General features: G+C 42.6%; 22 protein-coding genes. 7 read left to right on the forward strand and 15 right to left on the reverse strand.

Annotated features, from left to right (window positions below; genetic code table 11):
- Positions 1-11 precede the first annotated feature (11 nt).
- From ASL11_RS13375 to ASL11_RS13385, 3 genes are all read right to left on the reverse strand, one after another.
- Positions 12-1,085, reverse strand: coding sequence for a M24 family metallopeptidase (locus tag ASL11_RS13375; RefSeq protein ID WP_056616995.1), 1,074 nt, complete (start codon positions 1,083-1,085; stop codon positions 12-14).
- A 61-nt stretch (positions 1,086-1,146) separates the two neighbouring features.
- A complete protein-coding gene (gene aroQ, locus ASL11_RS13380) occupies positions 1,147-1,578 on the reverse strand; it encodes a type II 3-dehydroquinate dehydratase (RefSeq protein ID WP_056614738.1) in 432 nt (143 codons plus the stop codon).
- Between the two features lie 79 nt (positions 1,579-1,657).
- On the reverse strand, positions 1,658-2,149 hold the full coding sequence (locus tag ASL11_RS13385; protein ID WP_056614741.1) for a YqhR family membrane protein: 492 nt from the start codon (positions 2,147-2,149) through the stop codon (positions 1,658-1,660).
- A 199-nt stretch (positions 2,150-2,348) separates the two neighbouring features.
- Between ASL11_RS13385 and ASL11_RS13390 the strand changes: the two genes are divergently transcribed.
- Positions 2,349-3,239, forward strand: coding sequence for a DUF1385 domain-containing protein (locus ASL11_RS13390; protein WP_056616997.1), 891 nt, complete (start codon positions 2,349-2,351; stop codon positions 3,237-3,239).
- Positions 3,236-3,493, forward strand: a complete 258-nt coding sequence (locus ASL11_RS13395; RefSeq protein ID WP_056614744.1) for a hypothetical protein — start codon at positions 3,236-3,238, stop codon at positions 3,491-3,493. The genes ASL11_RS13390 and ASL11_RS13395 overlap by 4 nt, the downstream gene beginning before the upstream one ends.
- On the opposite strand, the gene ASL11_RS13400 is transcribed toward ASL11_RS13395, so the two are convergent.
- Positions 3,490-4,467 carry a patatin-like phospholipase family protein gene (locus ASL11_RS13400; RefSeq protein ID WP_056614746.1) on the reverse strand — a complete coding sequence of 326 codons (978 nt, stop codon included), beginning with the start codon at positions 4,465-4,467 and terminating at the stop codon, positions 3,490-3,492. The genes ASL11_RS13395 and ASL11_RS13400 overlap by 4 nt on opposite strands.
- A 110-nt stretch (positions 4,468-4,577) precedes the next feature.
- A complete protein-coding gene (mntR, locus tag ASL11_RS13405) occupies positions 4,578-5,003 on the reverse strand; it encodes a transcriptional regulator MntR (RefSeq protein ID WP_056614749.1) in 426 nt (141 codons plus the stop codon).
- A 159-nt stretch (positions 5,004-5,162) separates the two neighbouring features.
- On the opposite strand from mntR, the gene splB reads away from it, so the two are divergent.
- Positions 5,163-6,224: a spore photoproduct lyase gene (gene splB, locus ASL11_RS13410; RefSeq protein WP_056614753.1), complete on the forward strand. Its 1,062-nt coding sequence runs from the start codon at positions 5,163-5,165 to the stop codon at positions 6,222-6,224.
- Positions 6,225-6,228: 4 nt separating this feature from the next.
- On the opposite strand, the gene ASL11_RS13415 is transcribed toward splB, so the two are convergent.
- From ASL11_RS13415 to ASL11_RS13445, 8 genes are all read right to left on the reverse strand, one after another.
- On the reverse strand, positions 6,229-6,942 hold the full coding sequence (locus ASL11_RS13415; RefSeq protein ID WP_056614755.1) for a cytochrome c biogenesis CcdA family protein: 714 nt from the start codon (positions 6,940-6,942) through the stop codon (positions 6,229-6,231).
- A 3-nt stretch (positions 6,943-6,945) separates the two neighbouring features.
- The gene (locus ASL11_RS13420) at positions 6,946-7,746 is read right to left on the reverse strand and encodes a metal ABC transporter permease (RefSeq protein WP_056614758.1); all 801 of its coding nucleotides are present in this window, start codon (positions 7,744-7,746) and stop codon (positions 6,946-6,948) included.
- 12 nt (positions 7,747-7,758) lie between these two features.
- On the reverse strand, positions 7,759-8,538 hold the full coding sequence (locus tag ASL11_RS13425) for a metal ABC transporter ATP-binding protein (RefSeq protein WP_056614760.1): 780 nt from the start codon (positions 8,536-8,538) through the stop codon (positions 7,759-7,761).
- 38 nt (positions 8,539-8,576) lie between these two features.
- Positions 8,577-9,491, reverse strand: a complete 915-nt coding sequence (locus ASL11_RS13430) for a metal ABC transporter substrate-binding protein (protein ID WP_056614763.1) — start codon at positions 9,489-9,491, stop codon at positions 8,577-8,579.
- A gap of 184 nt (positions 9,492-9,675) precedes the next feature.
- Positions 9,676-10,095, reverse strand: a complete 420-nt coding sequence (locus tag ASL11_RS13435) for a hypothetical protein (protein WP_056614766.1) — start codon at positions 10,093-10,095, stop codon at positions 9,676-9,678.
- Positions 10,096-10,222: 127 nt separating this feature from the next.
- Complete coding sequence (gene metG / locus ASL11_RS13440) at positions 10,223-12,223, reverse strand: methionine--tRNA ligase (protein WP_056614769.1); 2,001 nt, start codon at positions 12,221-12,223, stop codon at positions 10,223-10,225.
- 407 nt (positions 12,224-12,630) lie between these two features.
- Positions 12,631-12,855, reverse strand: a complete 225-nt coding sequence (yidD, locus tag ASL11_RS35825) for a membrane protein insertion efficiency factor YidD (RefSeq protein WP_216626085.1) — start codon at positions 12,853-12,855, stop codon at positions 12,631-12,633.
- A gap of 99 nt (positions 12,856-12,954) precedes the next feature.
- On the reverse strand, positions 12,955-13,548 hold the full coding sequence (locus ASL11_RS13445) for a transposase (RefSeq protein ID WP_056614773.1): 594 nt from the start codon (positions 13,546-13,548) through the stop codon (positions 12,955-12,957).
- A 657-nt stretch (positions 13,549-14,205) separates the two neighbouring features.
- Between ASL11_RS13445 and ASL11_RS13450 the strand changes: the two genes are divergently transcribed.
- The 3 genes from ASL11_RS13450 to ASL11_RS13460 all read left to right on the forward strand — a co-directional run bounded on the left by ASL11_RS13450 (position 14,206) and on the right by ASL11_RS13460 (position 17,454).
- Positions 14,206-14,847 (forward strand): DsbA family oxidoreductase, encoded by a 642-nt coding sequence (locus tag ASL11_RS13450; protein ID WP_056614775.1) that lies wholly within the window; start codon positions 14,206-14,208, stop codon positions 14,845-14,847.
- A 258-nt stretch (positions 14,848-15,105) separates the two neighbouring features.
- Positions 15,106-17,016 (forward strand): LTA synthase family protein, encoded by a 1,911-nt coding sequence (locus ASL11_RS13455; protein ID WP_162261634.1) that lies wholly within the window; start codon positions 15,106-15,108, stop codon positions 17,014-17,016.
- A 57-nt stretch (positions 17,017-17,073) separates the two neighbouring features.
- Positions 17,074-17,454, forward strand: coding sequence for a YmaF family protein (locus ASL11_RS13460; protein ID WP_056614781.1), 381 nt, complete (start codon positions 17,074-17,076; stop codon positions 17,452-17,454).
- Position 17,455: 1 nt separating this feature from the next.
- Here the strand turns inward: ASL11_RS13460 and ASL11_RS13465 are convergent, their stop codons facing one another.
- Positions 17,456-18,367, reverse strand: coding sequence for an aldose 1-epimerase (locus ASL11_RS13465; RefSeq protein WP_235550489.1), 912 nt, complete (start codon positions 18,365-18,367; stop codon positions 17,456-17,458).
- Between the two features lie 82 nt (positions 18,368-18,449).
- Complete coding sequence (locus ASL11_RS13470; protein ID WP_056614789.1) at positions 18,450-19,370, reverse strand: CPBP family intramembrane glutamic endopeptidase; 921 nt, start codon at positions 19,368-19,370, stop codon at positions 18,450-18,452.
- 145 nt (positions 19,371-19,515) lie between these two features.
- Between ASL11_RS13470 and ASL11_RS13475 the strand changes: the two genes are divergently transcribed.
- Positions 19,516-20,865, forward strand: a complete 1,350-nt coding sequence (locus ASL11_RS13475) for a sensor histidine kinase (protein ID WP_056614792.1) — start codon at positions 19,516-19,518, stop codon at positions 20,863-20,865.

Below are 20,865 nucleotides of genomic sequence, written 5' to 3' on the forward strand. Positions count from 1 at the left end.
AAATCCCTCCGCTAGTCAATGATAAGAAAATCTTTGGTAGAATGTGTAAGTATTTTAATGCCGGTCTCAGTAATTACTACGTCATCCTCAATTCGAACTCCGCCAAAATCAGGGAGATAAATACCAGGCTCAACAGTAACAACCATACCAGGAGTTAAAATCATATCTTCGGTTTTCGACACACGCGGAGATTCGTGTACTTCCATCCCCAGCCCATGTCCGGTCCCGTGACCGAAATAATCGCCATAGCCCCGCTTCACGATGACATCACGTGCGAACGCATCGCCTTCTCTGCCAGTAATACCGGGCTTCAGGTTTGCCAAACAATTCAACTGTGCTTCCAACACAATATCATAAATTTCTTTATGTTTATCTGTCGGCTTTCCTAGCATAACCGTTCTTGTGATGTCAGAGCAATAACCTTTATAATACGCTCCAAAATCCAATTTGACAAATTCGTTTAATTGGAGAATACGATCACTTGCTTTACCGTGTGGTAACGCTGAACGCTCACCAGACGCTACAATCGTCTCGAAGGATGTCGAGGTGCCTCCGTTTTTACGAATAAACACTTCAATTTCCAGTGCAATATCTAATTCTTTGACACCTGGTTTAATGAAATTAAGGATGTGTGAGAAGGTCAGATCAGCCAAATCAGCCGCTTCCTGCATCACTTGGAGTTCAGCATCATCTTTCACCATTCGAATTAATTCAACAAGACGTGAAGTTGGCACGAATTCGATGTCCGGAAGTCCCTGTTGATAGTTGAGGAAATCACCATAAGACACGTCGCTTTGCTCGAAGCCAAGCTTCGTGATCCCTTGCTGCTGCAAGAGCTCTCTTACGGACTCAATCGCCTTTGCTTTATGTTCTACCACTTCAAACAATTTAGCTTGTTGCGGCGCTTGTGTCATATAACGGAAATCTGTTAATAAGATGGCACGGTCTAACGTAATAAGTACATAGCCAGATGAACCAGTGAAACCAGATACATATGTACGGTTATATGCGTTCGTGATGAGTAGTGCCGGTAATTCCTGCTGTTGCATAGCCTCGCGAAGACGTTCAATACGTTTCTCCTGCATCCAAATCACCATTCCTTCTTAAAGTTTTGCTTTAGCAAAACTAGCTTCGTAAGCCTAATGCTTACAGATGGGGTAGTAATGCTCGTAAACCAAGCGCATAGCTATCTGCGCCAAATCCGCAAATCTGACCAATTACAACGGGTGCAATGACCGAATGATGACGAAATTCTTCACGTTTATGAATATTCGAAATATGAACCTCTACCGTTGGCAATTGGACCGTAGATAGCGCATCACGAATCGCATAGCTGTAATGCGTGAAGGCACCAGGATTCATAAGTATGCCATCCTTAGTACCGTAGGCAGCGTGAATTTTATCAATGATCTCGCCTTCATGGTTAGATTGGAAGCTCTCCAATTCGAGCGAAAGCTCAGTTCCAAGCTGCTGCAAACCTTCAATGATGGAAGAAAGTGTGACAGTTCCATATACACCAGGTTCACGTATGCCAAGCATATTCAAATTCGGACCATTCAAAACTAGAACCCTTTTCAATTCGAAATCCTCCCACGACAATCGTCATAGGCAACTAGCTTCTTACGGCTAATTAGCCTTTGATATTTTACCATAACTTTCATGTCTTGGGTATAGCCTCTGTTGTTCTAGCGCTTGTATATTCAATGGCAATGGAATACCCAATAAACATCCCCCATACGAGAAATAAACAAATATCACTGATGATTGTATTTAGCTCCAACTCCGTGATCCAATACACCATTCCCGTAATCGGCCCTACGATGAGATAAATAATCGCCCACCATAAGGCACCATAGCCTATCCCCCAAAAAGGACTGCGCAGTTTCCACATGGTGACCATGTAGATGAAAGCGGCCAATATCGAGAATAGAGCAAACGCGATCCACCCCAAGAATAATCCCATCCATGTATTAAAAAAATCATGCTTGAAAAAAGGTTCAACAAGAAAACCAATTCCTATGGTTGTGAACTTAAAGTAATTCTCGACGATTTTGAGGGCACCCCATAGTAACCCCGCAAAAAAACCGATATATAGTACAAATACCCAACGATTCGTTTGTTTTTTCTTCGCGGTATGCGCACTTGTCATCTTCGATCTTCCTTTCTCTACCGATAAGGCTTGTCTTTTCCTTGGCAATCATAGTATGTTCTGTCGCAATCGGTAGCATTCAACACCTGAATCCGTTACAATGAGAAAGTGAGTAACTGAATTCGAGAAAGATGAGAAGGTGAATCTTGTGGCAGAACAAAACAGTATATACGGAGGACAAGCCGTCATCGAGGGCGTCATGTTCGCAGGAAGAAATGTGCATGTAACTGCTGTGCGCAAAAAAGACGGTTCCCTTGATTTTTTGGAAGTACCTAAGAAAGTGATTCCGTGGGTTCAAGCACTTAAGAAAATTCCTTTTGTACGAGGAATTGTAGGAATTATCGAGTCGAGCGCCAAAGGTGCACAGCATCTAAATTTCTCCGCCGAGTCATTCGCCGAACAAGAAGGTGAAGCTGACATGCCGAAGAAAGAAGAGAAAGCAGGCATGTTCTCTGGCATCTCCATGGTTCTAGGAGTTGCTTTTGTCGGTGTCCTTTCATTTTTATTTGGTAAATTCATTTTTACGTTAGTTCCAGCTATTATTGAACAGTTTTTGTTTCAAAATGTATTTAGCAATCAGATTCTTCATAATCTTATAGAAGGTGTAATTAAAATCATTTTGCTGGTGGGATATATTTACTTCATCTCTCTTACACCTATGATTCGGAGATTGTTTCAATATCATGGCGCAGAGCATAAAGTCATCAGCGCTTATGAAGCAGGTATGGAATTAACGGTTAGCAATGTACAAAAATTCAACACCCTTCATTACCGTTGTGGAAGCAGCTTTATCGTATTTACCGTTTTAATTGGTGTTGTTATCTATTCATTCCTTCACTACGACGGCATGGTCGAGCGTATTGTGCAGCGTCTCATTTTGTTACCATTAGTTATCGGTGTTTCTTATGAGGTATTACGTTTTACGAATTCCCTTCGTGAAGTACCTGTACTTCGTTATTTAGGGTATCCTGGTCTTTGGCTTCAATTACTGACAACCAAAGAACCTGAAGACAGTCAAGTCGAGGTGTCCATTGCATCTTTTAACCGTATGCTAGAAGCGGAAAAACGAATTATGGAGGGACGGGCATGAGAAGAAAGTTTTCTCCGATTGAAATTGCCATAGGCGTTTTGATTGCAATAGGCTTGATCGCTAATTTTAGATTTTTTCTCATTCCTATTTTTGTGCTTGGTGTCATATTTCTACTGTATAAATTCCCACCATCCCGTTGGAAGAAACCTTCCATCCCTCGTGGAGCTGAAAAAGGTAAAACGAAGAACGCGAAATTCCGCGTCATCAACGGGACGAAAGATTCCGATAAGGATGATTTCCCGAAATACCACTAAGTCAAAGAGTTATGCGGAGGTCGCATCACATATTTCTCATAATTTTCTTCATAGGTACTGGCAGACCAACTTTTGAAATACGCTTTGGCCGCCAAGAAGCCTGACTCGTACAGTGACATGCTTAATTCCTTAGAGATGGTGAATTGTGTATTCCCAACACCTAACGTTGGGATTTTAACGGTTCGGAAGCGATTCTTCTGTTCTATGTAGCGTTCATCATGTGCACTAAGCATGGTGCTAAAGAGCGCTTCTAACATCGTAATAGGTCCTCGGATCGTATGTGTTGGCGTATCACTCTTTCCAACGAGTTGAAAACCAATAACAGGAATGAGTTTAGCACGCGGCATTTCATTGTCGAACACCCAAAGCGGGAAGTTGCTTAACAAACCACCGTCCACGATATAATTAAACTGCTCTGAGAAAGGCTTAGCCTTCTCGGAGCTTTTTATATTCCGCCGGATTCTAACTGGATCGAAGAAGTATGGAATGCTCGTGCTCATTCTCACCGCTTTGGCAACCGAAAGCTTGCCAGGCTCAATGCCGTATTGCGCTATATCATTAGGCAGAACCAATAGCTTGCCCTGTGTAATATCAGAAGCAATAATACGGAGCTGGTTCGGCCCCAGATCAGCAAACGTGCGAACACCTCTCGCGGCGAGCTGTTGATTGATCCAATGTTCTAAGGCTTCGCCTGAATATAGCCCTTTTTTGAGTAACAAACGTGCCGCGGGACCTATGATCTTCGTGTTGAAAATAGGAGAACGTTGCATAAACGACTTAAAAGGCGCTCTAAGGATCAACTCCCTCATTTCTTCCCCTGAATAGCCCGCTGCCAACAAAGCAGCCACAATCGCACCAGAGCTTGTACCTGCGACATTATGGAAGGTATATCCTTGTTCTATGGCTGCGCTCACAGCCCCCGCCAAGGCTATCCCTTTGACGCCCCCACCTTCAAACACGCCATTAATCTTCATACCCTGCATCCTCCTATAGCTCTATTTCGTAGGGCTTCTTAGGTATGTATGCGAGAGCAGTTTGTTTCTATTCCCACAAAAAAAGACAGGGAACCGTAAACGGTCTCTGCCTAATTCTCTGCCTCTAACTCTTTACGAACATTCATAAGTTCATCTGCACGACTTGGATCTCTTCGAAAGTATTCTAATAATGTTTCGATACACGTAATCGAATCCCAGCTTAAATGATGTTCTATGCCTTCGACATCCTTATATATATTGTCCTCATGGACACCAATTGTCGTAAGAAAATTTTCCAATAGCTCATGACGATCCATCAAACGTTTGCCCATCTTCTTCCCTTTAGGCGTTAGGATGAGACCGCGATATTTTTCATAGATTAAATAATTATCTTTATCTAATTTTTGAATCATTTTAGTTACGGAGGAGGGGTGCACTTCAAGCCCTTCAGCAATGTCGGAAACACGAGCGTAACCTTTCTCATCGATAAGCTTGTATATTCTCTCCAAATAATCTTCCATACTTGGCGTAGCCATTGCTATATTTCCCCCTGCTGTACGAATTTCTTTCCAAATACTGCTTTCCTATCATAATCCATCTACCTAGATGCGGTCAAATCTCCCATGATTTCAAAGCTCTTCACTTTGGCACACTAAAATAATAGATTATCATTCCGATTTGTAAAGGAGGCCCACATGTCTACTGAGTTACTTACAAGGACGCAACCTAGTACGACGATTTTCGTGCCAGAGCTTGTTTATTTTGAACCAGATGCCCTGAATTATTCCAAAGGTAAGCAAATTTATAAATGGGCTGAACAAGAAGGCCTAGAGATTCATATGACGACCTCACATAATCAAATCCGCGATTTGCCCGGGGAAAGCGAATTAGATAAATACCGAATTGCCAAGAGAACCTTAGTTGTAGGTATACGAAAAACGTTAAAATTCGAGACATCCAAGCCATCCGCCGAATACGCGATACCGATCGCAACAGGCTGCATGGGACATTGTCATTATTGCTATTTGCAAACAACGATGGGTGCGAAGCCGTATATTCGTGTCTATGTCAATATAGACGATATTCTCGGGGCAGCCAAGGGCTATATCGCGGAGCGTGAACCTGAAATCACCCGTTTCGAAGCCGCTTGTACATCAGATCCTGTAGGGCTTGAGCATATCTCAGGCTCGCTTAAACAGTTAATCGAGTTTATGGGTGAACAAGAGCACGGCCGCCTACGATTTGTCACCAAGTACCATCACGTAGAGCCATTATTAGATGCCAAACATAACAAGCATACTCGTTTTCGCTTCAGCGTGAATGCGGATTATGTAATCAAAAACTTCGAGCCTGGAACATCTCGATTTCATGAGCGCATTGAAGCGGCAGGCAAAGTTGCCAAGGCTGGCTATCCGCTTGGTTTCATCATTGCACCTATTATTTGGCATGAAGGTTGGGAGGAAGGCTATGCGACGCTAATTGAAAAGCTCTATAACACCTTGCCTGCTGAAGCCACTCATGATCTTACTTTCGAAATGATTCAGCATCGTTTCACGAAAACAGCCAAGAATATAATTGAGAAGCGCTATCCCAAAACGAAGTTGGAAATGGATGAAGAAAAGAGAAAATACAAATGGGGCAAATATGGGAAAGGTAAATACGTGTACAAAGATGAACAAGCTACCGCGTTGAGAGAATTTATCACAGAACAAATTTTTGAGAAATTCCCTCAAGCGAAGATTGAATATTTTACATGAATTCTTAGAATTTCAAGAAATCAGGTGTAATGGAGTTCAACCAAAGGGTGATTTGCGTCATTTTACCTGTATAAAGAAGAATGGCGATTATAATCATTAAGCCTCCGCCAATTTTCATAAGTAGGTTGGAATAGCGTAGAATCCATTTAGTTGAACCAATGAAAAAGGAAAGCACAAAAAAAGGAATCGCGAATCCAAGCGAGTATGAAGTGGTTAGTTGGAACCAAGTGCCCGGTTCTGTTGCCGCTAAAGCAAGAATGGCTGAAAGTATTGGCCCAACACAGGGTGACCAACCCGCTGCAAAACCCATACCAACAAAGACAGAGCCAACATATCCGGCTGGCCGAAATTTAATAGACAGTTTACGTTCTTTCATTAGCCATTGCGGTTGAAAAATACCGAGTAAAAATAATCCCATTACAAATATTAAAAGTGCAGCGATTTGACGAAGCAAGTCGCGGTAGTCAATAAAGAAGCTGCCGACAAAGCCTGCCGTCAGACCTAAAGCGTAAAAAATGATGGAGAAGCCAACGATAAAGCTTAATGTGTGAAGCATCGTTTGACGTCTAACTTGTACAGTTGTTCTCCCTGACTTAAGTTCACTGACCGAAATACCTGTTATGTAGGATAAGAACGAAGGATATAAAGGTAAACAACAAGGTGAAATGAAAGATGCTATACCCGCCCAGAGGGCGATCCATAAATTAACGGAATCCATGATTTATATCCTCAATCCTCTTTTTAAAATAATCCCTATTAAAATAGCGATAAGGCTCAGAACAACCGTTCCTCCTGGTGCCAGATCCCAAATCCCAGCAACAACAAGACCAACGATAACTGCAATTTCTGAGAATAAAATCGCTAAGAAAACGGAATGTTTGAAACTGCGAGCAATTAAAAGACTGCATGCGACGGGAATGGTCAACAAGGAGGAAACCAACAAGGCACCTACAATTTTGATAGCAACTGAAATGACAAGTGCCGTCAGCATCGTAATCATCATATTATAAAATTTCAAAGGAAGTCCACTTACACTAGCTGCATCCTCGTCAAAAAACATCAAGAAAAATTCTTTGAAATGAAAAGCTATAACACCGATAACTAGTACACATACCACTAGTACCACCCATAAATCCGTGGAATCCAACGTATAAATGCTGCCGAACAGATAGCTCATGACATTCATATTAAACCCTTTTCCTAGGGTAAAAAGTAACGTTGCTAACGCAACGCCGCCTGACATGATAATGGCTATAGAGAGCTCAGCGTAGGTCTTATATGCCTTGCGCAGTCTTTCTATTGCAAATGACGCCAATAAGGCAAATACAAGTCCCACACCTAGTGGGTACACATTGATCAAGAAACCAAGTGCTACGCCAGCAATCGAAACATGCGCTAGTGTGTCCCCTATCATAGATAGACGTCTTAGAACAAGAAAAACGCCCATTAATGGCGCAGTTAGCCCGATCAATAATCCACCTATTAATGCACGTTGAAAAAAGTACTCTGTAAATATGTCCAAAATGCCCGCTCCTTACTGAACTCCGATCATCTCTCGAATCTGGCCGAGTGAATGGGTTAGATTCGTCTCACGGCAATCTTCGGGATCATGGGTATGCTTCACATAAAACTTGATACCGCCGCTTACTTGCTGCGGTTCTGTTCCCAGATACGACTGAATCATGTCCATATCATGGGAGACCATAATGAAGGTCATATGATGATGCTGATGCATATGCTTGATCATTCGGAAGAAGCCGATCTGTGTTTCGGCATCAATCCCTACCGTAGGCTCATCTAGAATGAGCAGCTCCGGGTTATTCACAATCGCTCGAGCTAAGAAGGCTCGTTGCTGCTGACCTCCAGAGAGCTGACCAATACGTCGATCGGCTAGATCTTCGATGCGCATCGCCAGCATCGCGTCTTCCGCTTTTTGCAAATCAGCTTTGGAAAGTCGGCGATATACGTTCTTCTTGGTATACATGCCAGAAAGTACAACTTCCCTAACTGTCGCAGGGAATAAAGGATTGAAAGCATTCTTCTGTGGTACATAACCGATACGTTCCCAGTCCTTGAATTGATTCAATGGACGATCAAATAATCGGATTTCTCCACTGGTTGGTTTCAATAAACCAACTAACATTTTTAGAAGCGTCGTTTTGCCCGCGCCGTTGGAACCAATCACACCAACAAAATCCCGCTCAAACACATCAAACTGGAGATTGTTAATCACTGACTTATTTTCATATGCAAATGAAATCTGATCGATTGAAACGATTTTCTGATGGCATAACATTCTATTACTAGTTTCCATCTGATTACTCCTGACTTACTAAGAATTGTCCTACTTTCTTATTGTAACGCGAGGACTAGGTTTTTCAAGTTTTTGTCCATAATCGAAATATAATCTTCGCCTGCTTTAATCTGCTCTTCGGTAAGTCCCTCTAGCGGATTTAACACTAGGGTGTCCACCTTTGCATCCTTGGCTAACGTCTTTGCCAGCTTATCCGAGACAAGTTCTTCAAAGAAAATATATTTGAGCTGATGATCTCTAATAAAAGAGTTGATTTGTTTGAGATCTTGCGCTGTTGGCTCAGCATCCGGTGATAAGCCCATGATGGACATTTGAGTCAAGCCGTAGTCTCTACATAGATATGCAAAAGCATGATGAGATACAGCAATTTCTTTTTTTGTAGTAGTTGAGAGTTCTTTTTTATATCTAGCGTCTAACTCTGTTAATTTAGCGTTGTATGCCTGATAGTTTTGCTCATAAGCATCCTTATGAACTGGATCCGCTTCAATTAAAGCCGTTTTAATATTATTAGCCATTTTTTGTGCATTTAACGGGCTTAACCAGGCATGTGGATCAAATTCTTTTTTATTTTCATCTGTTGTAATCAATTTAGCACCTTGACTTGCCTCTACGACACGTACTTTAGATGTACTTGATAGACTTCCTAGAAAATCTTTGACCCAACCTTCAAAGCCTGCGCCTTGATATACGAAAACTTGAGCCCCAGACATATTTTTGATATCCCTGCTTTTTGGAGACCAGTCATGTGGCTCCACGCCAGCCGGGACAAGATTTATTACATTTACATAATCGCCGCCAATTTGTTTCGTGAAATCATACAAGGGATAAAAACTAGTTACAACATTCACTTTCCCCTCTACTAATCCTGCTTTCGAACTGCTACAGCCCGCAATGCAGCAAGCAACTATTATCAATAAAGCTATGTAGATATAACGCTTTGCATGTCTTGTCATTTGAATAAACACCTACTCTAAATCGTAATTTTTTTTATTAACGCTTTGATTATACGAGGTGGGTTTATTGAAGTCAATATATCTGGAGAGGAAAGTCAAAAAAGCCAGCTGCATCGTTCACAGCATGGCCATTTCTAATTTACCTATGATTTCCCTATGTTTTACTTTACATATGCGAGGTTGATTATTCTTCAGAACCTCCAGAATCGCTTGAATCTCCTGAATCACTCGAGCTTCCGGAATCCCCAGAATCACCTGAACCCGAATCGCTAGAGCCTTCTTTCCCAATCTTAGCTTCTTTGGCTTTTTGTTTTTCCTCGCTGCTACCTTTTATGGGTTTGTCTGACTCTTCTTTCAACTTTTTATAACGCTCTTCCGATTCCTTAATGAGTTTAGCATTCTGCTCTTTTTGATATTTGATCACTTCATTATACATCTGATACTGCTTTTTCAGTTCTTGATCAATCACACTTTCATTTTTAGCATCAGCTTGTTTTTTTTCTTCTTCCTTTTTCTTCTGGCCTCCACCGAATAACGAACAAGCTGTTAAAGTGATGATCAATATTGCTAAAGTTATCCCTTTTCCTATACGTTGTATAAGCATCTTATTCACTCCGTGGTTAGTTTCCTATAGCTTGCCCTTTATCATCAAAAATACCCTCAACTTAGTCACAAAAAGCAAAAGACCCTTTCCCAGAAAATCTGGGAAAGAGTCTTCGTGCATATGGCTATTATTTCACGATCGCACCGTTCGGCATCGAATCCGGAACGGTCGCCAGTGTGAGCTGATCGCCGTGTGAAGCAGCGAGAATCATACCTTGAGACAGCTCGCCGCGCAGCTTGGCGGGCTTCAAGTTCGTGACGCAAATGACTTTGCGTCCAACAAGATCATCGGGCGTGTAGAACTTCGCGATGCCCGAAACAACCTGACGCTGCTCATAGCCGAGGTCGAGCTGTAGCTTGAGAAGCTTGTCGGCGCCTTTCACAGGCTCCGCCGAAATCACTTGGGCCACGCGCATCTCCACTTTGCCGAAATCGTCGATCCCGATTTCTTCTTTGGGCTCCGGCGTTGGCACAGAAGCATTTGCAGCGGATGCTGGCACTGCTGCATTTGGTTCTTCGGTGCTCTCCGAAGCACCGCCACCCATGGCCTCGACGATGTAGGCGACTTCTGCCGCTACGTCGAGTCTAGGGAACATAGGCTCTCCTTTCTGCACCTTGGTGCCTGTAGGGAGATGCCCAAAGGACTGAACGCTCTCCCAGGCAGTCAAGCGTGGCAGATCTTCCGCAGCAAGTCCTAGCTGCGCCCAGATCAGTTCCGGTGTCTTCGTCAAGAAAGGACGAAGAAGAACAGACGAGATGCGCTGAGATTCCGCCAGCACATACATGACCGAGCCTAGCGTATCGCGCTTGGCTTCGTCCTTCACCATCGACCACGGCTGTGTTTCGTCGATATATTTGTTCGTGCGGCTAATCAACTGCCACACCGCGGATAACGCAATGGAGAACTCCATTTTCTCCATCGATTCCTCATACTTAGCAACAGTTGTACGAACCGTCTCCAGTAGGCTTTCGTCAAATTCAGTAGCCCCTGGAATATAGGCAGGAATTTTACCAGCAAAATATTTATCGATCATCACAATCGTACGATTCAATAAATTCCCCAGATCATTAGCTAAATCATGATTTACACGTTCAACAAAACTCTCAGGTGTGAAAGTACCGTCTGCTCCAAAAGGCACTTCACGCATGAGGTAATAACGAAGAGCATCCAAACCATAACGATCGATAAGTGTTACAGGGTCAACAACATTCCCCTTGGACTTGGACATTTTGCCATCCTTCATAAGCAACCAGCCGTGTGCAAATACCTTTTTCGGCAGAGGCAAATCAAGCGCCATTAACATAATCGGCCAATAAATCGTATGGAAACGCACAATTTCCTTGCTCATTAAGTGCACATCTGCTGGCCAATATTTTTTGAAAATCGTCTCATCGTTAGAACCATAACCTAGGGCTGTAATATAATTGGAAAGCGCATCAATCCAAACATAAATGACATGCTTCGGATCTCCAGGAACTTTAATTCCCCAGTCAAAAGTCGTTCTCGAAACAGCCAAATCCTCTAACCCTGGTTTAATGAAGTTGTTCAACATCTCATTCTTACGTGATTCCGGTTGGATGAAATCAGGATTTTCTTCATAATATTGCACTAGTCTATCCGCATACTTACTCATCCGGAAGAAATATGTTTGCTCCTTCATCTTCTCCACAGGACGACCACAATCAGGGCATTTCCCATCAACTAATTTGCTCTCCAGAAAGAAAGATTCATCTGGAATACAGTACCAACCTTCATACTCGCCTAAATAAATATCTCCTTGATCGAGTAGACGTTGAAAAATCTTAGCAACTGCATCCTTATGTCGGTCTTCAGTTGTACGAATAAAATCATCATAGGAGATGTCTAGTTTCGCCCAAAGTTCTTTAATCCCAGAAACGATATTATCCACAAATGCTTGTGGTGTTGTTCCTTTTTCTTGCGCCTTACGTTCAATTTTCTGACCATGTTCATCTGTACCAGTTAAATACCTAACATCATAGCCTTGTAGCCTTTTGTAGCGCGCCATTGCATCTCCAGCAACAGTCGAATACGCATGCCCAATATGCAGCTTATCACTTGGATAATAGATCGGTGTGGTAATGTAAAATGTTTTTGATTGTTCGGACATTATTCATTCCTCCAATAGCGGTTATTAGAAAACACAAAAAACCCTCATCCATCTTGGGACGAGAGTTGAACTCACGCGGTACCACCCAGGTTCCCCCGCCTTTCACAAGCTCGGGGCTCAGTAAGTCTATTGCGACTTGCCCATTAACGCTGGGACACGAGACCAGCTTACTCTCTGGCAAAGTTTGTGTAAGCAATTGCTATACACTCTTCTACTGAGAAGCTCGAAGGCCTATTCTCCGGGACCATATTCCAAACATTCTCCTATACCGGCTTTCACCTGTCCCGGCTCTCTGTACATAGGCATCTGATTGTACTTATCCGTTCATCGAAATAAACAATATTTAGCATCTTAAGCACAATATATCGAAAAAAACAGCCACATGTCAAGCCGACAGATTCACTATATTAATTTCCGCTCTTTGCAGGCACGTGGTCCACACCACCTGGGTGAAAAGGATGGCATTTGCAAATGCGTTTCACTGATAACCAGGAACCTTTCATAGGTCCATGAACCTCAATCGCTTCCAACGCATATTGCGAACAAGTTGGATAGAATCGACATGTTGGTGGTTTAAGCGGCGAAATAAACTTCCGATAAAAGTGGATTGGGGCTTGTACAACCCTTTTCATCAGTATTCTCCTAATTCTTTGTAAAGTTGTAACCATTACTACTATCTTGACTGAAAATAAGGATCCCGTCAAATGATACTATGACTTTGGCTTTCAACTCTATCCTAACTGAAAACACTTCAGGAATCTGACATATAAATGAATGGACACAAAAGTTTTCATCAGCGAGTGCTGAGTAAGTTTGGAAAATTTGACTTCAATATATGTTTTGAGATCAAATGGATCACTCCAATTCTCGTTGTTCTTCGACATTGGAAACTTTGTTTTAGTTGATTCAGAGCGATTAGCTTTCATTTTCATTTTGCGCAAGGCAAGTAATCTACTCTCCTCAACCTTAATTGCCAAACAAATTTTATCAATCAGCAACTTAGCACTTCTATAATTAATATCCAGAATCTCTGATAATCCGTACGCAGTAACTTCAACACCGCTTATAAACATAAGCTGGATAGCTTTGAACCAGGTTAACAAGGAAAGTTTAGATTTATGCATAATTGTCCCAGCTGTTATCGAAATCTGCATTCTGCACTCTTTACATTCCAACAATCTACGGGTACGAATTTGAAAAGCCTCATGATGATCACATCGAGGACAATGAAATCCCTTAGACCAACGCAAGTTCATAAGAAAATTTTCACATGCCTCTTCTGTTTCACAAAATGACGCATCACTAGCAATGGATTTCATATTCATGTCCACCCCCCCTAATGAGAACTCACGTTCCATAAAATCATTATAACAAACGAACGTTCGCATGTATATGAATAATTTTATAAATTTTTCCAAATTGTCCACAAAATCTTAGGGTCTCTCGCAAGGGTTATATTCGCAAGAAAACAAAATCTGTGATATGAACAAGTTAAAGCAACTAGGGAATAGAATAGTTATTCAGTATTTTTTAAGTTCGACAAATCTTTTAACTTCGACTATTTGAACTACTTGAAATGTTCAATTCAATCTGCCGTGACTTGTAGATAGCACAGAATTTCGTTCTTTGCGGAATATCTTCCCTCAAGGTTATAGGTGATCACCTAAGGTTAAAATTTCAACAGCGATTCGATTTGTAAAAAAAGGATTGTAGATATCTCAGATTCCGGTAATAGATTGTGGGTAAAACTGCTTAGGGCTTCGATGGTGCATCAGTTTGTTTCAAGGTTTGGGTTAGGGAAAGGTGCGCTATGCTTTAGTTTGATTTGGATGGTTTTGCTTGTGAATGCTGTGTTGAAGATGTTTTGTATGGCTGTTCGCATATAAGGTCGATTTATGGTTTGTGTTACATGGTGACATTTATCATCTTTGGGTTATAATGTTGAATGGAGCTAAAGCAATGATTGAAGGGGTTTATTCGAGATGATAATTGAGATATTTCAAGATTTAGTCTGTCCTTGGTGCCGCATCGGGAAGAAGAATTTGATGGATGCGCTAGAAGATTTTACAGCTGAACCTGTTGAGCTGCATTATCGTGCGTATCAACTTGATCCTTCGACACCCGTCGAAGGTGCAGATTTTGCGACGCTTATGCGCACTAAATTTCGCGCTGATGAGAGCAAACTGCAAGCAATGCTCCAACAAGTGACTCAGGCTGGACAGGCATCGGGTTTACATTTTGATTTTGCGCAAATCACGAAAATGCCAAATACGTTAAAAGCGCATCAGCTCATTGCGATCGCACCTGAAGAAGTCAAACAGCAGCTTGTTGACGACTTGTTCAAGGCTTATTTTGAGGATGGAAAAGATATCGGTCACATCGATTACCTCCTTGAAACTGCAAGTCTGCATGGCATGGATCCGCATCAAACTCGTATCCAACTTGCTGCTAAACAAGGTCTTGAGCAGGTTGAAGATGACCTTGCTTTTGCCAGTCAAGCCGGCGTAACAGGGGTCCCCTTTTTCGTAATTAACCGTAAATATGCGTTAACAGGTGCTCAACCCGCAGCAACGTTTCTGCAAGCATTGGAGCAAATTAGTGCAGAGGGTACGGATGAAGCGTGATCTAAAGTTCAATATCACCCGGCATCTCCACTGGAGAGTCGGGTTTTTATAAGCTGATAAATAGGAGTTTTACGAATGACTACTTTACTTAAGGCACTTAAGCAGCTGCCTACTCGCGCAATGATTGTGATACTTCCGTTTTTATTGATGTGCATGGTTGAATATTTGGAAAGGGGCACTTACAAGGAGTTCCATCATTGGATGACTACGTATCCTTTAGCCATGGTGCTTGCATATTTCGTTGTTGGAGCCATGTATTTGTTTCTTATCGCTGTTACTGGTGGTTCTAAGCTGTCGTTTTGGATCCTGTGTGCCTTTTTGTTGCCACTTGGGGCGATTAGCGGCAGTAAGTTAAAGGCGATTGGCGCACCTTATTATCCATGGGATCTTTATTTTAATAACCAACTTATGGAGTATAGGAAGTTTTTGAGCCAATATTTTACGAATCGTATTGTTACCTATACCTTGCTCTTTATCATTATTGTGGCTTGTCTGTTTCATCTCATTTTACGCAATCGTAAAATGAAGTTTCACTGGATCGAACGCTCTGTTTACGGTGTAATCGCTGTTGTTATGGCAACCAGTTTATATGCGGATAAGCCCCTTTCGTTTACAAAACTATATGGGGTTTACACGGTCCCCTGGGATCAAACGATTACCTATGATGAAAATGGTTATTTGTACTCAACTGTTCAAATGCTTACCTTTTTACATGTAGCGAAACCAGATGGATATAGTAAGAAAGCAATTACGTCTCTTCTGGACCAAATCCCAGAAAAACCAGCTACAAATGACAAAAAACCAAATATTATAGTTTTGCTAGGAGAGTCCTTTTTTGATCCGACGACGATGAAAAATGTAACTTTTAGCCGCGATCCTATTCCACATTTGCATGAGTTGCAGAAAAAATTCACAAGCGGTAAGATGTTATCTCCTCAATTCGGGGGTAGTACAGCAAATGTTGAATTTGAGGTTTTATCGGGGAACTCCATGCGTTTTTTTGGAAAATCACCTGATAAAATAATTCCCTATATCGAATATATGAATCACGGTGTCGACTCTTTAGCAAGCATTACGACAAGACAAGGATACACGGCAACAGCAATTAATCCATTCTTCAGTTATTTCTTTGATAGCAGAAAAGTGTATAAACATTTTGGTTTTTCCCGGTTCATTTCGAGTGAATATTTCCCAAATGATTTCTCAGGACCTAATTATGCGGACCACGCTGTTGTGAACAAAATTATTGAGGAATCAGAAAAAAGCGCTGGGCCTGATTTCATTTTTGCTAATACGATGGAAAATCATCATCCTTACCCTCCCGATAAATTCAGTAAAAATACGATTCAGGTTACTGGAGATATTTCGGCAGAGTCAAAAAGCATTTTAGAAACTTATGCACAAGGTATTACAGCTACGGATCAGGCCCTGCAATCTCTAGTTGATTATTATTCAAAAAAGTCAGAACCGACGATTATTTTGTTTTTCGGGGATCATTTCCCATTCTTTGAGGAAAATTATAAAGTATATCGCGATGCCAAATATGTACTGCCTGATGACCCCGATCTGTATACGAAGACACATTACACGCCTTTTGTGATATGGAATAACTTCGTTCCTGCTGACCAAGAGAAACTGAATCTAACTTCTAGTCCTTCTTTTTTGGGGCCTATGCTATTGCATTTGGCAGGTGTAAAGGGAAGTTATTATACGGATTATTTATATGATTTATCAAAGAAAATACCAGTCATTCCTCCGCAAGACATGTGGTCGACATTTAACATTAAAGAGAGCGATCTCACTGGGTACGAGAAGTTGCAGTATGATAATCTGTTCGGGGGCAGATACGGCTATGAAGCGAAAGGATACAAAGATACGATTGTCCAACCCGCGTATACGTTAGGATATGGTGATCCTATCATTTCAAAAGTCACGGTAGTAGACAAAAAAGTTAAAGTAACAGGTTCACCATTTTTCTCTTCCTGTAATGTGTATATTGATGGGCAGGAAGTTAAGTCTAATTTCGATGGAAAAGATACGCTTTATGTTGATATTGCATCTAATCCTGTAATTGAACTAGGTAAGTCGCAACAAGTTGAAGTACGTGTATATGATGATAAAAAGATGAAAATTGGCCAATCCAATCTTTATGCTTTGCCATCGTCATGACAAAAGCCCCCTACGAATAGGATGAAGCATATCCTACTCATAGGGGGCTTTTGTGTGATGAGGAGCATTCCACCAGCTCATGTACATTTCTTCACAACGGTAACTTCGGAAGAATTAGGGCATCATCATCTTTTGCGACTGTACACTTTCAATGTGAACGGTTCTTCTTATGACCAGCATGTCCATCAATATCAAGGTATTTCAGGGATTAAATATGGTCATTATCACGCTTTTTATGGCGTTACTGGCCCGCCAATTGCTGTAACGAACGGAGATCACATTCATTTGCTCCAAGGTGTTGTGGATCTTAACCTGTACAACACTGGAAGACGCGGTGCCCTTGCTAAATCTGCACAAATGGAAGGAATCATTGTAGAGCTCCATCAGCATACTTATCAAGGTTATTCGTCAATCGGTTTTGGATATGAACCTTGGTAGCTTACTTCGTTTCAATACGAATTGCCCAGTTGAATGTGAAGGTTTCACCTGGTTCCAAGCTTTGCGCACCTGAGATTTCAGCCGGATATGATTCATTGAACACATTCATGATGCTTGTGTAAGGTTCAAGGGAAACTGCGTTCGTCCATGGCGCTGTGAATAGAACGTGAATTGGGAATTTGTCCCCCATATCAAAGATAAGTTTCGTGTTGCGAGCTTCGTATGCAATCTCGCATATCTGTGACCCAGGCGCGATGCTCAGCATCTGTGACCCGCCAGAATATCCTGGCAGCGATGAGACCCTCGCGCCATCCTGCAAGGCCGCTGTGAGCGCCGTCGGCATAGGCTCCCCTGCCGCAAAACCACCCGCGGACAGCGGCCATTCTGCTGCCGCGGGAATGGTTACCCGCACGCGGTCGGCTTCGCCCTCCGCGAACGCAAAGTACGGGTGAAAGCCAAGTGAAAGCGGCATGGTATTGCCGCCTCGGTTGGCGATTTCACCGCTGAGCGACAGCGTACCGTCCTGCAGACGGTACGTAAAGCGGAAGCATGCGGCGTGTGGGAAATACGCCAGCATGTCCGGTGTCTCCGCGATGTCAAACTCCGCGGAGACATAAGCCCCGCCAGCTGCGTCCGCGCCGCTGGCAACGACCTTCCACGGCCGCTCGCGCAGCTGGCCGTGGGCGTGATCTGGCTCCCGATTCGCCGGGAGCCGGTATTCGCGGCCACCGAAGGTGAAGGCCGCTTCTTTTACACGCCCCGGCGGGAACAGAATGGGCACGCCGTAGCGCGAGGAATTGACGCGAAGCTCCGACAAAACGTCGGGCCTCGCGATGTAACTGTGGTTCCGCACATCGAAGCGGAACAGGTGTAGACCGACGGCCGGAATAATTTCGGCCACGGCCTCATTCATGTGGTCGACGAGTTGGAGCGTCGACTCCCCTTCCCATTCACTATGTATAACTTCATACTGGCTCAAAGATGAGTCCCCCTTTTTACATGTTGTCTTTTATAATAGGTTGCGTTGTTTGGATTAAACGATTTCGCGTTTGATAATAGTTATAAATCATTATGATGCCAAGTACAAGAATAAAGCTCGTAATTAAGCTTCCTTCTGCCCCAAAAGCTCCACCAGATACGACGATGGCACCTTTCGTTTCAGTCGTAATCAGGGATGACATCGGAATCCCCGAAACATCAAAGCCAAATATACATCCCTGCATGAAATTCCATGCTAAATGCAGCCCTATGGGCATCCATAGACTACCTGTCAACTCACGACACAACCCCATCAAAAGTCCTGCCAAAAGGATATTGATAAAAGGAAGAGCCGTCGTCCACATCCCTGGATTAAAGCTATGCAACAGGGCGAAAACAATCGTCGACACCCCTACAGCTATTATCGGCCCAAAGCGATTTTTCACAAGACCTTGTAAATACCCTCGCGCAAATAGTTCTTCATTGATCGCTACGCCAATAAAGAGAAGAAAGCTCCCGCCTATTGCATAACCCTTTGATAAGCTCCATTCCACTTGAACAAAATGAATGCCTCCGAATAGCCATATCACTAAGCTGCTAAGGGTTATCAGCACGGCCCCCCATAGGAAACCTTCTCCAAACCGACGGCCGAACTGAACCGTGTGCAGTCCTAATTTCCATCCCTTTTTTCGCTCAAATAAATAGAAACCCAAACATACACCACTTATAAAACCTACAATCTGTGCCCATAGTGACGCTTTAATAAAAAAGGGATTACGCGTGACAGCCTCCATACTTACGATAAGATCAGGGTTTAACCTCACGGCAAAGACAGCTGCAGCAATAGATAAAATGACCGTAATAACGATGATGAAAATGAGGGTTAGCAGTACTTTCCCCACAATCTGAAGGATTGGAAATGATCTTCTCTTCTTCACTTCGATTTCGGTTCACTCCTTTCGTCTTTGAACAATTCGAGAATTTATGCCCAATTCCTCCCATTTCTTAGAAAGGAAACTCTTGTGCAAACGATTACGTCATGCCACAATAAGACTATCTATTGACTTGATTGAGGGGGAACACATGCTTTTTGTCCTTTTTGCACTTTGGTTTATCGCATCAGGACTACTTATTGTAGATCCCGGTTCACGCACCATGCGTTGGATGAGCGCAGTTGCTTTTACAGGAGGTTCTGGCGCCTTAGCAGCTGTCATATCAGCGGATATCATCCCCTATTTTCAGCTAACATCTCCAAATCCAGCACTAGTTTCTTTCTTTTATCGTGTTATGAGCATCTGCTCTTTGCTTTCCTATTATGGCTTACCTTACGCTTTCGCAATGCTATCTTTAGCTTATCATTCCACTTGGCAGAAGCCTCTTCTACGTACATGGTTACCGCTTGTATTACTAGTACCGCCACTTGTATGTCTGATCTTATTGCCAGGGTATACCGAAGATATGCCCATAGAGTTCCGCATAGTCGCGACATGGGCCTTCCCATACATCATCATAGGATCCTTACTGATTGCTCTCAAAAAGGAACATCTCCCGGCCATGAGGCGAACACATTTGTTCACCTGCCTTGCACTGATTCCGCCCGTACTTTGTGTTGGTGTGCTCAATTATGTCATGCCCAGCTTCGGGTTCTATCGATTGTGGATCTATCATGTATGGATTTTGGCCTTTGTGGTCCCTTTCTTTGTATTTACGTTTTTCAAATATGGGTTTCTCGGTATCCGGCTACTCATTGAGCGCCGTAAGCTGGATTCTACGCTCCGCGCCATTACGTCTGGTACGGCCATTCTTAACCATGCCATCAAAAATGATGTAGGAAAAATGCGGTTATTTCTGGAGAAGATGAACCAACACGCAGCAGACACAGGGCAAACCGAACTTATACAGGACATTCACGTGGTCATGAACGCCTCTAGGCATATTCAGGAAATGATTAGCCGTGTACATGAGCAAACACAAGAATTGCCTCTGCGCATTTCACAGGTTGACGTTGTTCAGTTGCTGCAAGATGTGCTAGAATCCCTTGAAGTTTATTTAGGAAAGATCCAAGTACATGTTGAGTTGCCTGATCGGCTCGAACTTCAACTTGATCAGATCCAAGTCACAGAAACATTAACAAACATTCTTATGAATGCCATCGAAGCGATGAGCAGCGGTGGGGAGCTTTCTATTAAAGCTTTTTCAAACAAAAAAAATATGGTTCTTGAAATTAAAGATACAGGCATGGGCATGGAGAAATCCGTCCTCAAGCAAGCAGTAGAACCTTTCTACACGACAAAAAGTGGTAACCGAAATAACTTTGGTCTAGGCCTAGCTTATTGCTATAGTGTCATGAAAAAACATGGTGGTAGTTTGGAAATTAGCAGTGAACCCGGTAAAGGTACAAGTGTCTATTTGACTTTTCCGGGACAGCGTTAG

It is taken from the genome of Paenibacillus sp. Soil750 (genome assembly GCF_001428045.1).
In the GTDB taxonomy this organism is placed as follows: domain Bacteria; phylum Bacillota; class Bacilli; order Paenibacillales; family NBRC-103111; genus Paenibacillus_E; species Paenibacillus_E allorhizoplanae.